10 protein-coding genes are annotated in these 12,627 nt (G+C 71.8%); 3 read left to right on the top strand and 7 right to left on the bottom strand.

The window, feature by feature from the left end; translation table 11 throughout:
• Positions 1-334: 334 nt before the first annotated feature.
• From recX to ACQEVG_RS28540, 4 genes are all read right to left on the bottom strand, one after another.
• Positions 335-907, bottom strand: a complete 573-nt coding sequence (gene recX, locus ACQEVG_RS28555) for a recombination regulator RecX (protein ID WP_432988977.1) — start codon at positions 905-907, stop codon at positions 335-337.
• 3 nt (positions 908-910) lie between these two features.
• On the bottom strand, positions 911-2,044 hold the full coding sequence (recA, locus tag ACQEVG_RS28550) for a recombinase RecA (RefSeq protein ID WP_432988975.1): 1,134 nt from the start codon (positions 2,042-2,044) through the stop codon (positions 911-913).
• A gap of 303 nt (positions 2,045-2,347) precedes the next feature.
• Positions 2,348-3,535, bottom strand: a complete 1,188-nt coding sequence (locus ACQEVG_RS28545; RefSeq protein WP_432992975.1) for an AI-2E family transporter — start codon at positions 3,533-3,535, stop codon at positions 2,348-2,350.
• A gap of 253 nt (positions 3,536-3,788) precedes the next feature.
• Entirely contained in the window at positions 3,789-3,983 is a 195-nt protein-coding gene (locus ACQEVG_RS28540) for a DUF3046 domain-containing protein (protein WP_432988972.1), read from the bottom strand.
• 79 nt (positions 3,984-4,062) lie between these two features.
• Between ACQEVG_RS28540 and ACQEVG_RS28535 the strand changes: the two genes are divergently transcribed.
• On the top strand, positions 4,063-4,998 hold the full coding sequence (locus ACQEVG_RS28535; protein ID WP_432988970.1) for a hypothetical protein: 936 nt from the start codon (positions 4,063-4,065) through the stop codon (positions 4,996-4,998).
• A 37-nt stretch (positions 4,999-5,035) separates the two neighbouring features.
• On the opposite strand, the gene ACQEVG_RS28530 is transcribed toward ACQEVG_RS28535, so the two are convergent.
• From ACQEVG_RS28530 to ACQEVG_RS28520, 3 genes are read right to left on the bottom strand one after another with little or no spacing between them, the layout of a single operon-like run.
• Positions 5,036-5,344 carry an AzlD domain-containing protein gene (locus tag ACQEVG_RS28530; RefSeq protein WP_432988967.1) on the bottom strand — a complete coding sequence of 103 codons (309 nt, stop codon included), beginning with the start codon at positions 5,342-5,344 and terminating at the stop codon, positions 5,036-5,038.
• Entirely contained in the window at positions 5,341-6,120 is a 780-nt protein-coding gene (locus ACQEVG_RS28525) for an AzlC family ABC transporter permease (protein WP_432992972.1), read from the bottom strand. The genes ACQEVG_RS28530 and ACQEVG_RS28525 overlap by 4 nt, the downstream gene beginning before the upstream one ends.
• Before the next feature lie 43 nt (positions 6,121-6,163).
• A complete protein-coding gene (locus ACQEVG_RS28520) occupies positions 6,164-7,024 on the bottom strand; it encodes an AraC family ligand binding domain-containing protein (RefSeq protein ID WP_432988964.1) in 861 nt (286 codons plus the stop codon).
• Positions 7,025-7,116: 92 nt separating this feature from the next.
• Between ACQEVG_RS28520 and ACQEVG_RS28515 the strand changes: the two genes are divergently transcribed.
• Positions 7,117-11,751, top strand: coding sequence for an ATP-dependent helicase (locus ACQEVG_RS28515; protein WP_432988961.1), 4,635 nt, complete (start codon positions 7,117-7,119; stop codon positions 11,749-11,751).
• 35 nt (positions 11,752-11,786) lie between these two features.
• Positions 11,787-12,608 carry an Fpg/Nei family DNA glycosylase gene (locus ACQEVG_RS28510; RefSeq protein WP_432988958.1) on the top strand — a complete coding sequence of 274 codons (822 nt, stop codon included), beginning with the start codon at positions 11,787-11,789 and terminating at the stop codon, positions 12,606-12,608.
• Positions 12,609-12,627 lie beyond the last annotated feature (19 nt).

Below are 12,627 nucleotides of genomic sequence, written 5' to 3'. Positions count from 1 at the left end.
GCTGCGCGCAGCAGCAGCAGCAGTGGACTCGACCTCTGCCGGAGCAGGCAGTCGGCGCGCACGAGCCGGGCGCACGGCGACCGCGAGCCGGAGCTCGCACGCCCGGGCCCCGGTGAGCACCGGCCGCCCCGGCGCCCGGCTGAGCGCGCCAGCGGTGCCCACGGCGGACGTGAGACTGCGCGACAGAGCCCGCGCAGTGCGCGCACGGCGGGTCTCGTCGTCCCGGTGCGCCGGGGTGCGTCGGCGAGACCGGTGTCGTGAGTGCCGAGCCAGGCCGAGGCGCACGTTCAGCCGCGTCTCACGTCGGCCCGTCTCGTGTCGGCCCGGGCGCGGTCTAGAAGCCCCCGTCCCCCGGCAAGTCCCCCACGTCCTCGCCCTCTTCCTCGAGCGCCCGGCGGACCACCCTCAGCGCCATGCCCTCCGGGTAGCCCTTGCGGGCGAGCATGCCCGCAAGGCGGCGCAGTCGGCGGTCGCGGTCCAGGCCCCGGGTCGAGCGGAGTTTGCGCGCGACCAGTTCGCGCGCGGTCTCCTCCTCCTGGTCGGAGTCGAGCTGACCTACCGCCTCGTCGATCAGGGCCGAGTCCACCCCCTTGGTGCGCAGCTCCCGCGCCAGAGCGCGCCGGGCCAAGCCCCGGCCGTGGTGCCGGGACTCCACCCACGCGTCCGCGAAAGCCGCGTCGTTGATCAGTCCCACGTCCTCGAAGCGGGAGAGGACCCCCTCGGCCACTTCCGCGGGGATCTCCCGCTTGTGCAGCGCATCCGCCAACTGCTTGCGAGTGCGCGGAGTCCCGGTGAGCAGGCGCAGACAGATCGCCCGCGCCCGCTCCGCCGGATCCTGGGGCGACAGCTCCTTCTCGGCCCTCGACGAGTCGGCGCTGTCGCCCGGCCATTCGGTTCGCCGGGCCACGGGCTACCCCTTGGCCGCCGCCGTCTTGGCCGACTTGGCCTTGGAGGCGGGCGCGGGCACCGACTTCGCCGCGTCCCCCGCCGGGGCGGCGGCACCGGGACCGGCGGCGTCCGCGCCGGGCTCGGCGGTCGGGGCCTCCGGCTTGACGCCGACGCCCAGCTTCTCCTTGATCTTCTTCTCGATCTCATTCGCGAGATCGGGGTTGTCCTTCAGGAAGTTGCGGGCGTTCTCCTTGCCCTGGCCCAGCTGGTCGCCCTCGTACGTGTACCAGGCGCCCGCCTTCCGGACGAAGCCGTGCTCCACGCCCATGTCGATCAGGCCACCCTCGCGGCTGATGCCCTGGCCGTAGAGGATGTCGAACTCGGCCTGCTTGAAGGGCGGCGCGACCTTGTTCTTGACGACCTTGACGCGGGTGCGGTTGCCGACCGCGTCGGTGCCGTCCTTGAGGGTCTCGATACGGCGGATGTCGAGCCGCACCGAGGCGTAGAACTTCAGCGCGCGACCACCGGTCGTGGTCTCCGGCGAGCCGAACATCACACCGATCTTCTCGCGCAGCTGGTTGATGAAGATCGCCGTGGTCTTCGACTGGTTCAGCGCACTGGTGATCTTCCGGAGCGCCTGGCTCATCAGCCGTGCCTGCAGACCGACGTGCGAGTCGCCCATCTCGCCCTCGATCTCCGCACGCGGCACCAGCGCTGCCACGGAGTCGATGACAATCAGGTCGAGCGCACCGGAGCGCACGAGCATGTCGACGATCTCAAGCGCCTGCTCGCCGTTGTCCGGCTGGGACAGGATCAGGTTGTCGATGTCGACGCCCAGCTTCTTCGCGTACTCGGGGTCGAGCGCGTGCTCCGCGTCCACGAAGGCCACCGCGCCGCCCGCCTTCTGGGCGTTGGCCACGGCGTGCAGGGTCAGGGTCGTCTTACCGGATGACTCCGGGCCGTACACCTCCACCACACGGCCGCGCGGCAGGCCACCGACGCCGAGCGCGACGTCGAGTGCGGTCGACCCGGTGGGGATGACCTCGATGGGCTCGTTCGGCCGCTCGCCCAGTCGCATCACCGCGCCCTTGCCGAATTGCCGTTCAATCTGTGCGAGCGCGGCGTCGAGCGCCTTCTCGCGGTCGGTTCCTGCCATGGGTTCCACCCGATTTGCTTGAGTCGATCGCTTCACGTCAAAGACGCTAACCCCTGCCACTGACAATGGGCCCCGACGTCCGTCCAGCCTGTGGATAACTCCCGGAAACCGAGACGGAAGACCGAGGCGGAACCGAGGGCCGGAATCCCATGAGAATGGATGTTCGATTTTGGTGTCAAGCGGCACCACACGGCCGCCTCAGACGCCTCGGACCGTGGAACGTCCGCCCGCCCTTACTGCCATGGTCCTCCCCTCCCGCCCCTCAGGCGGCCGCCCCGGAGGCACAGGCACGCATCGCGCGCCTCAGGGCCGGTCGCCGGTCTCCGGCCCGGCGCCCCCGCTCTTGTCGGTGTCGGCCGCCTCGGCGTCCCTGTGGGCGTCGCGGTCCTTGCGCACCAGCCCGCGCAGCAGGGCCAGCGCCCGGCCGCCGCCTCGTCGCCGGTGGCCGTGGACCCGCGGGTCGTCGGTCACCGCGTACCGCTTCACATACGCGCCGAGGAACGCCTGGAGGGTGGCCACCGCCGGGATCGCGATCAGCGCGCCGACCGCTCCCAGCAGCGCCGTACCCGCGACGACCGAGCCGAAGGCCACCGCAGGATGGATGTCGACCGTCTTGGAGGTGAGCTTGGGCTGCAGCACATAGTTCTCGAACTGCTGGTAGATCACTACGAATCCGAGTACCCACAGCGCGTACCAGGGGTTGACGGTGAAGGCGATCAGCATCGGCAGCGCGCCCGCCAGATAGGTGCCGATCGTCGGGATGAACTGCGAGACCAGCCCCACCCAGACGGCGAGTGCCGGTGCATACGGCACGCCGAGGATCTCCAGCAGGATGTAGTGCGCGATTCCGGAGATCAGCGCCATGAGACCGCGCGAGTAGAGATAGCCGCCGGTCTTGTCGACGGCGATCTCCCAGGCGCGCAGCACCTCGGTCTGCTTGGAAGGCGGCAGTACGGAGCACAGCGTGCGCCGCAGCCTGGGCCCGTCGGCCGCGAAGTAGAACGAGAACAGGAAGATCGTCAGCAGTTTGAACAGCCCGGCGAGGACCGTGGCGGAGATGTCCAGCACGCCGCTCGCGCTGTTCTGTACGTACCTGCGCAGCCAGTCCGAGCGCAGCAGGCTCTCCTGGACCTCTACCCGGGAGAGCTCGGTGTGGAAGGTGTCGTTGATCCAGCGGATGACCGAGTCGAGGTACCTGGGGAAGCCCTCAACCATGTCGATGATCTGACCCGCCAGCATCGAGCCGAGGAGCACGGTGAAGCCGGCGCCCACGATCAGGACCACGAAGAACACCAGGAAGGTGGCGAGCCCGCGGCGCATACCGCGTGCGGCCATCCTGCCTACTGCCGGCTCGATCGCCAGCGCCACGAAGAAGGCGATCAGGATGTTGATCAGCAACCCGATGAGCTGGTGGAAGGCCCAACTGCCCAGCTGGAAGCAGGCGTAGAGCGCCAGCCCGAGCACCATGGCGCGCGGCAGCCAGCGGGGCATTCGGGCACCGGAGGATCCGGCCACCGGTGGGGCGGGCGGCGTGCCCGGCGGGATCACATCCTGATCAGTCGTGTGCTGAGCGGTCGCGTCCTGAGCGGCCGTGTCCCGATCGGTCACGTGCTGCGCCGTGCTGTCCTGCTCGGTCCTGTCGTTCTCGGCCACCTTGCCAGTGTCACCTACAGCCGCCGCTGCTGATCGGCCACCCCGGATCTCATGGCTCGCACCGTCTCCCGCTGATCAGTTCGCGGGCAGGTCACTGCTTCTCCGGCGGGACGCCGACCGCGGCACAGACCCCGCGCCACACGTCCTTCGCCTCCCAGCCGGCCGCAAGCGCCTCGTGCACCGTACGGCCCCCGAGCTCGGCCATCACATGGTCGCGCGCGAAGGAGTCGGCGTAGGCAGGACCGAAGTGGTCCGCCATCCGCTCCCAGAAAATCGTCAACCGCATGACGTCAGTATCCCGCCCCCGGGGGTGCGGTCCGTCCGTCCCGCATGCCGAAAGCCCTTTCCGCTCTACGGTCTGCAACATGGCTGGAACAGGAGCAACCCCCGCACCCTCGCTCACGTCTCCCCTCTCCCGCGCCGAGCACTTCATCTGGCTGACCGCCCGGGTGCTCGAGCAGCGGAGGTTCGCGTACCACTTCCTGGGCGGCGACTCGGACGCCGTCGAGACCGCCCTGGCCGCCTACCTCAACGAGGACGGCGGCTACGGCCACGCACTCGAACCCGATCTGCGCGGGCCGGTCAGCCAGCCTCTGCACACGGCGCACGCCCTGCGCGTTCTGGACTCCATCGGCCGCTGCGGCGGACTGCGCGTGGAGCGGATGTGCCGCTATCTCACCGAGGTGTCGACGAGCGACGGGGCGCTGCCCGCGATCCACCCTTCACAGCGCGGCTATCCGGCCGCGCCCTTCATCCCGATCGTCGACGACCCTCCGAGCGAGCTGCTCGCGACGGGCCCGGTGGTCGGGCTGCTGCACCGCAACCAGGTGTGGCACGCATGGCTGTTCCGGGCCACCGACTTCTGCTGGGCCGCCGTCGACGGTCTCGAGAAGTCCCATCCGTACGAGATCGAGGCCGCTGTCGGCTTCCTGGACGGGGTCCCGGACCGCTCGCGCGCCGAGGCCACGGCGGACCGGCTCGGCCGACTGGTGCGCAAGCAGCGTCTCGCGGTTCTCGACCCGGACCGGCTGGAGGAGTACCCGGTCGCGCCCGGCTATGCGCCGGGCGAGCACCACTTTCCGTACCACTACGCCCGTACGCCTCAGTCGCTCGCCCGCAGGTGGTTCACGGACGAGGAGATGGCACGCTCGCTGGAACATCTCGCCGCCGAACAACGCGAAGACGGCGGCTGGCCGGTCAACTGGCGTCAGTGGGCGCCAGGGACCGCCCTCGAGGCGCGCCCGATCGTGACGATCGAGGCGTTGCGTACGCTGCGGGCGCACGGTCACGCCATCGGATGACGCGACGGGCCCCGGCCCCTGTCCGCGGCGCCCGCGGTCAGCCTCCGAGCGCGCGCACGCCCGCCGTGACCGCCACTGCCGCACCGACGACGACCAGGAAGGGTGCGCGCACAACCAGCGCGATCGCTGCTGCCGCAAGCCCCGCCGCGCGTGCGTCGAGGACCAGGGAACTGTCCGTACTGAACGTCTGCTGCGCGGTGAGCGCGGCCAGCAGGGCGACGGGCAGCAGCGCGGCCAGCCGCTGGACGAGCGGGCGCTCAAGGGCGGCGGCCGGCACCAGCAGGCCGGCCAGTTTGACCACGTAGCAGCCGACGGCGGTCGCCACGATCGCGATCCAGATGCTCATCGGTCCTCGCTCCTGTGCCGGCTCTTCGCGATCTTCTTCTCGTTTCCGGCGATCGTGCGGCCCTTGAGCCACAGGACGGCGGGCGCGGCCAGCGCCGCCACCAGCACCGGCACCCCTGCGGGCAGCACGGGCAGGAACCCGAGCCCCAGTACGACCGCGAGCCCGGCGACGGCCCGCTCGGTCGTCGTACGCAGCATGGGCGCGAGCAGGGCGAGGAAGACCGCCGGACCCGCGGCGTCAAGGCCCCAGGCGTCGGTGTCACCAAGAGCCTCGGCGCCCAGCGCCCCGAGGAGCGTGGTCAGGTTCCACAGCACGTACAGCGTCAGCCCGGTGACGGTGAAGCCGAGGCGTACGGCCCGCCGCGTCGGCTGGGCGAGGGCGACGGCCGTGGTCTCGTCGATGACCCAGTGCGCGGCCAGCGGACGCAGGAAGCGCGGCAGTGCGAGCAGCTGCGACAGCCGCAGCCCGTAGAAGGCGTTGCGTACACCGAGGAAGAAGGCCCCCGCTGCGGCGGTGAGCGGGTTGCCGCCGGCCGCGAGCGCGCCGACGAGCGCGAACTGCGAGGCGCCGGTGAAGACGAGCAGGCTGAGCGCACACGTCTGCAGAAGGGTGAGGCCGGATCCCGCGGAGGTCACACCGAAGGCGAAGCCGGAGAGGCCGACGGCGAGGCCGACGCCGAGCGCGTCGCGGACGACGGCGCTGTCGGGCTTCGCCGCGGGCCGGGTGGCCGTCTCTGCGGGTGTCTCTGCCACTGCCTGTACGGGTGTCTCCGTCATGGTCTGCGGGGGTGCCGTCTGGTCTTCTGCCACGTCCCGGACGCTACGTCGGCGCGCCGCCCCCGGTCTTGTACGTTCTTGCGCGCTCCCGCTGGTAGGCCCCCGGCGGAACCCCGACGATCCGGGTGAAATGCCGGTTGAGATGCGGCTGGTCGGTGAAGCCGACCGCGGCGGCGGCCTCCGCGGGCGCCGTTCCGGCCTCCAGGAGGCGGCGCGCGGTACGCACGCGCGCGTTGGTGAGCCAGCTGTGCGGCGGCATGCCGTATGCGGCCTTGAAGGCGCGCAGCAGCGCGAAGGGGCTGGTGCCGAGCTCGCGCGCCAGCCGCTCCAGGGACGGCGGTTCGGTCATGCGTTCCTCGAGGAGGTTCCTTGCGAGGGCGGCGGTGCGGGCTCCGGCCGCAATCGGCGTACGCGCGGGCAGCGACTGGCCGTGGCTGCGCAGCAGCCGGACCACGGCGATCCGCAGGAGGCTGTCGGCGGCGAGCGCGTTGCCCTCCTCCGCGGCCCGGTGCACGGCGGCGATGAGCCGGGCGGTGTCCTCGTCCTCGACGATGGTCTCGGCGAACCCCACGGTGCCGCGCAGCGTCGTCTCCTCCTCGGCGATGTCGGCGATCAGCTGCGAGGACGGGTAGAGCGTGGCGTACGACCAGCCTTCGGGGACTCCGGCGTGCGCGGAGTGCGGCACCTCCGGGTTGATCATGACGACGGTGCCCGGACGGGCCCGGATCGTGCCCTGCGGCATGATCACGTCCTCGATGCCGCGGCGGACCGCGCCGAGGACGAAGCCTTCATGGCTGTGCCGGGCGAAGGAGTGGCGTATATAGCGGGCACGGAGCAGGTCGAGTCCGGGCACGCCCGGATACTGCCAGTGTCTGGCCCACTCGTCCTTACGCTCCGCCGCCATGGACTCCATTCTGCGCCCTCCCTCCAAGTCTCTGACCTGCGCGTCCATGTCCTGGACACCGGTTGTCAGTGGCGCGGTGCACGATGGGGGGCATGGCCAGGACTGCACTCGACTCCTTCTCTCCCGCGACCCGGAGCTGGTTCGCGGGAGCCTTCAGCGCGCCCACCGCCGCGCAGGAGGGGGCCTGGCGGGCCATCAAGGAGGGCTCGGACGTGCTGGTCGTCGCCCCGACCGGCTCCGGCAAGACGCTGGCCGCCTTTCTCGCCGCGCTGGACCAGCTCGCCTCCACACCCCCGCCCGCGGACCCGAAGAAGCGCTGCCGTGTGCTCTATGTGTCTCCGCTCAAGGCACTCGCGGTCGATGTGGAGCGCAATCTCCGCAGCCCGCTCACCGGGATCCGGCACGAGTCCCTGCGGCTGGGGCTGCCCGAACCGGAGGTGCGGGTCGGCATCCGTTCCGGCGACACCCCGGCCGCCGAGCGGCGTTCGATCGCAACCAAGCCGCCGGACATCCTGATCACGACGCCCGAGTCGCTGTTCCTGATGCTGACCTCATCGGCGCGGGATGCGCTTGTGGGCATCGAGACGGTGATCCTCGACGAGGTGCACGCGGTCGCCGGGACCAAGCGGGGCGCGCATCTCGCCGTGTCGCTGGAGCGGCTGGACGAGTTGCTGCCGAGCCCGGCCCGGCGGATCGGTCTGTCGGCGACGGTGCGGCCGGTGGACGAGGTGGCGCGCTATCTCTCGCCGCAGCGCAAGGTGGAGATCGTCCAGCCGCCCTCGGGCAAGGAGTTCGACCTGTCGGTGGTCGTACCGGTCGAGGATCTGGGAGAGCTGGGCGCCTCCCCCGCCTCGGACGCCTCGTCCTCGCCCGACGGCAGCGCGGAGAAGCCCTCGATCTGGCCGCATGTCGAGGAGAGGATCGCCGATCTCGTCCAGGCGCATCGCTCGACGATCGTCTTCGCCAACTCCCGCCGTCTGGCCGAGCGGTTGTGCAATCGCCTCAACGAGATCGCGTACGAACGCGCCACGGGGGAGGCAATGCCCGAAGAGGCATCGCCGGCCGAGATCATGGCCCAGTCCGGGGCCGCCCGGGGCGTACCGCCGCTGCTCGCCCGTGCGCACCACGGCTCGGTCTCCAAGGAGCAGCGCGCCCTGGTCGAGGAGGACCTGAAGGCGGGCCGGCTGCCCGCGGTGGTCGCCACCTCCAGCCTGGAACTCGGCATCGACATGGGCGCGGTGGACCTGGTGGTCCAGGTCGAGTCGCCACCGTCCGTCGCTTCCGGCCTCCAGCGCGTCGGCCGCGCGGGCCATCAGGTGGGCGCGATCTCCACGGGCGTGGTGTTCCCCAAGTACCGCGGCGATCTGGTGCAGGCGGCTGTGGTGACCGAGCGGATGCGCAGCGGCTCCATCGAGGCACTGCGCGTCCCGTCCAATCCGCTGGATGTGCTGGCCCAGCAGCTGGTCGCGATGGTCGCCCTGGACACCTGGCAGTTCGACGACCTGCTGGCGCTGGCGCGCCGGGCCGCACCCTTCGCCTCGCTCCCCGAGTCGGCCTTCACCGCCGTCCTCGACATGCTCGCCGGGCGCTATCCCTCCGACGCCTTCGCCGAGCTGCGCCCGCGCGTGGTGTGGGATCGCGTCGCGGGGACGGTCACGGGCCGGCCCGGAGCGCAGCGGCTCGCGGTCACCTCCGGCGGCACGATTCCGGACCGCGGTCTGTTCGGCGTCTTCCTCGCGGGTGCCGACCCCAAGAAGGGCGGCGGCCGGGTCGGTGAGCTCGACGAGGAGATGGTGTACGAGTCGAGGGTGGGCGATGTCTTCATCCTGGGCACCACCTCATGGCGTATCGAGGACATCACGCGCGACCGGGTGCTGGTCTCGCCGGCCCCCGGGGTGCCTGGCCGGCTGCCGTTCTGGAAGGGCGACCAGCTGGGCCGCCCGCTCGAACTGGGCCGCGCGGTGGGCGCGTTCCTGCGCGAGGTCGGCGCGCTGTCTGCGGAGGACGCCCGGCTGCGGCTGGTGGCCGCCGGTCTGGACGCGTGGGCTGCCGACAATGTCCTCGCCTATCTCGACGAGCAGCGCCGCGCCTGTGGCCATGTCCCGGACGACCGGACGATCCTGGTGGAGCGTTTCCGCGACGAGCTGGGCGACTGGCGGGTGGTGATCCACTCCCCGTTCGGCGCCCAGGTGCACGCCCCGTGGGCGCTGGCGCTCGGCGCCCGCCTCGCCGAGCGGTACGGCATGGACGCGCAGGTCATGCATGCCGACGACGGCATTGTGCTCCGGCTTCCGGACGCGGATCTGATGAGCCTGGACCTGCTCGATCAGGACCCGGTCCACCTGGACACGACGTACGACAGCGAGCAGGCCCCGGTCGGCGCGGCGGACGCCCTCTTCGACAAGGGTGAGATCGATCAGATCGTCACCGATCAGGTGGGCGGCTCCGCGCTGTTCGCCTCCCGGTTCCGCGAGTGCGCGGCGCGTGCGCTGCTGCTGCCCAGGCGCAGCCCGGGCAAGCGCACCCCGCTGTGGCAGCAGCGCCAGCGCGCTGCCCAACTGCTGCAGGTGGCGAGCGAGTTCGGGTCCTTCCCGATCGTTCTCGAAGCGGTCCGCGAATGCCTCCAGGACGTCTTCGACGTGCCGGGGCTGACCGAGCTGATGGGCGACATCGAGTCCCGCCGGGTCCGGATGGTCGAGGTCACCACGCACGAGCCCTCGCCGTTCGCCCGTTCGCTGCTGTTCGGCTATGTCGCGCAGTTCCTGTACGAGGGGGACTCGCCGCTCGCCGAGCGGCGCGCCGCAGCCCTCTCGCTGGACTCTCGGCTGCTCGCCGAGCTGCTCGGTCAGGCCGAGCTGCGCGAGCTGCTGGACGTGGAGGTGCTGGCCGAGCTGGAGAGCGAGCTCCAGTGGCTCAGCGAGGACCGCCGGATCAAGGACGTTGAGGGCGTCGCCGACGTGCTGCGGGTCCTCGGCCCGCTGACCGACGCCGAGTTGGCAGAGCGCGGTGGCGATCCGCAGTGGGCGCGGGATCTGGCCGCGGCGCGCCGGGCCATCCGGGTCCGGATCGCGGGCGGGGACCACTGGGCGGCGATCGAGGACGCGGGCAGGCTGCGCGACGCCCTGGGCACGGCCCTTCCGGTGGGCGTTCCGGAAGCGTTCACCGAGCCGGTCAAGGACCCGCTCGGGGACCTGCTCGCCCGATTCGCCCGTACGCACGGGCCGTTCACCTCGACCCAGGCCGCAGCTCGCTTCGGCCTCGGTGTGGCCGTCACGGAGGGCGCGCTTCAGCGCCTCGCGGCGAACGGGCGGGTCGTACAGGGCGAGTTCCACCCGTCCGGCATCGGCCAGGAGTGGTGCGACGCGACCGTGCTGCGGCGGCTGCGGCGACGCTCGCTGGCCGCCCTGCGTCAGGAGCTGGAGCCCGTCCCGCCGGCCGCCCTGGCCAGCTTCCTCCCGCAGTGGCAGCACCTGGGCAGCAACAGCCTGCGCGGCATCGACGGGCTTGCCCGGGCGGTGGAGCAGCTCCAGGGAGCCGCGGTGCCCGCCTCCGCCCTGGAGAAGCTGATCCTGCCGTCCCGGGTGTCCGGGTACGCCCCTGGGCTGCTCGACGAGCTCACCACGACGGGCGAGGTCGTCTGGGCCGGAGCGGGCTCGCTGCCCGGCAAGGACGGCTGGATCTCCCTCTATCTCGCCGACGCCGCCCCGCTGCTGCTGCCCCAGCCGCATCCGCTGGAGCTCACCGCGCTCCACGAGTCCGTACTCAGCGCCCTCTCCCCGGGCTACGGCCTGTTCTTCCGCCAGATCGCCGACCAGGTCCGGGCCACCACCCACCCGGACGCCACCGATCCCCAACTGGCCGACGTCATCTGGGACCTGGCCTGGTCGGGCCGGCTGACCAATGACACTCTGGCGCCGCTCCGTGCGCTGCTCGGCTCGGGACGCACCGCCGGGTCGACGGCTCATCGCGCCAGACGGACGGTGCCGCGCGGGCGGTACGGCAGCCTGACGGCGGCGGCCCGCCCCGCCTCGCGTACGGGTCCGCCGACGGTGAGCGGCCGCTGGTCCCTGCTCCCTGCCGCCGAGCCCGATGCGACCCACCGCGCGCACGCCATTGCCCGCACCCTGCTCGACCGCCATGGCGTGGTGACCCGCGGCGCGGTGGCGGCCGAGGGTGTGGAGGGCGGCTTCTCCGCCACGTACCGCATCCTCTCCGCCTTCGAGGACAGCGGTCAGGCCCGGCGCGGTTATGTCGTGGAGGGGCTTGGCGCGGCCCAGTTCGCGATGGACGGCGCGGTCGACCGGCTCCGGGCGGCGGCCACCGCCCGGGAGCGGGCCGAAGTGCAGACGGCGCCGCAGGCCGTGGTGCTGGCCGCCGCCGACCCTGCCAATGCGTATGGCGCTGCGCTGCCCTGGCCGGAGCCACCGACGGGGGCCGGGCACAAGCCGGGCCGGAAGGCGGGTTCCCTGGTCGTCCTGGTCGACGGCGAGCTCATCCTGTACATGGAGCGCGGCGGCAAGACCCTGCTGGCCTGGGCGAGGGACCCGGACTCCGCCGCGCTTCACGCGGCGGCCGAGGCGCTGGCGCGCGCGGCCCGCGCGGGCGCGCTCGGCACGGTCACCGTCGAGCGGATCAACGGCATACCGGCCCTGACCTCTCCGCTGGGCCGTGTCCTGGAGGCGGCGGGCTTCCATGCCACGCCCAGGGGCCTGCGGCTGCGCCCCTGACGCCGCGCTGGACGCGTTCCCGCATCATGGATGCCATGCCCGAAGGAGACACCGTCTGGCTTACCGCCCAGCGCCTGCACCGCGCCCTCACCGGGCGGGTCCTCACCCGGTCCGACCTGCGCGTCCCGCGCTTCGCCACCGCCGATCTCACCGGCCGGACCGTCCTGGACGTCACCCCGCGCGGCAAGCATCTGCTCACCCGCATCGAGGGCGGCCTCACCCTCCACTCGCATCTGCGGATGGACGGCTCCTGGCAGGTGTTCGGCTCCGGTGAGCGCTGGCGCGGCGGCCCCTCGCACCAGATCCGGGCAATCCTCGGCAACGAGGCCCACACTGCCGTCGGGTACCGCCTCCCCGTCCTGGAGCTGCTGCGCACAGCCGACGAGGAGCAGGCGGTGGGTCACCTCGGCCCGGACCTGTTGGGCCCGGACTGGGACGCGGACATCGCCGTGGCCCGTCTGCTCGGGGACCCTGCCCGGACCCTCGGCGAGGCGCTGCTCGACCAGCGCAATCTCGCCGGCATCGGCAATGTCTACAAGTCGGAGCTCGCGTTCCTGGCCCGCGTGACGCCCTGGCTGCCCGTCGGCGAGCTCCCCGCCGGCATCGCCGAGCGGCTCGTGAGCACGGCTCACCGTCTCCTGGAAATGAACAAGAACAGCTTCGACCGCCGCACCACGGCAAACACGGCGGCCCCGACCGGCGGCCGCCGCCCCGGTGCCCGCCTGCATGTCTACGGCCGCGAGGGCATGCCATGTCTGCGCTGCGGCACCCCGATCCGCAAGGCCGACCAGGGCGACGGCAGCCGCGAGCGCCCCACCTACTGGTGCCCGGGCTGCCAATCCGGACCCATCAGTTGACGACCCATCAGATCCAGTC

Origin of the sequence: Streptomyces sp. CA-135486 (assembly GCF_050936555.1) — a bacterium.
Taxonomy (GTDB): Bacteria; Actinomycetota; Actinomycetes; order Streptomycetales; family Streptomycetaceae; genus Streptomyces.
This window is presented reverse-complemented; position numbering and strand designations above follow the sequence as displayed.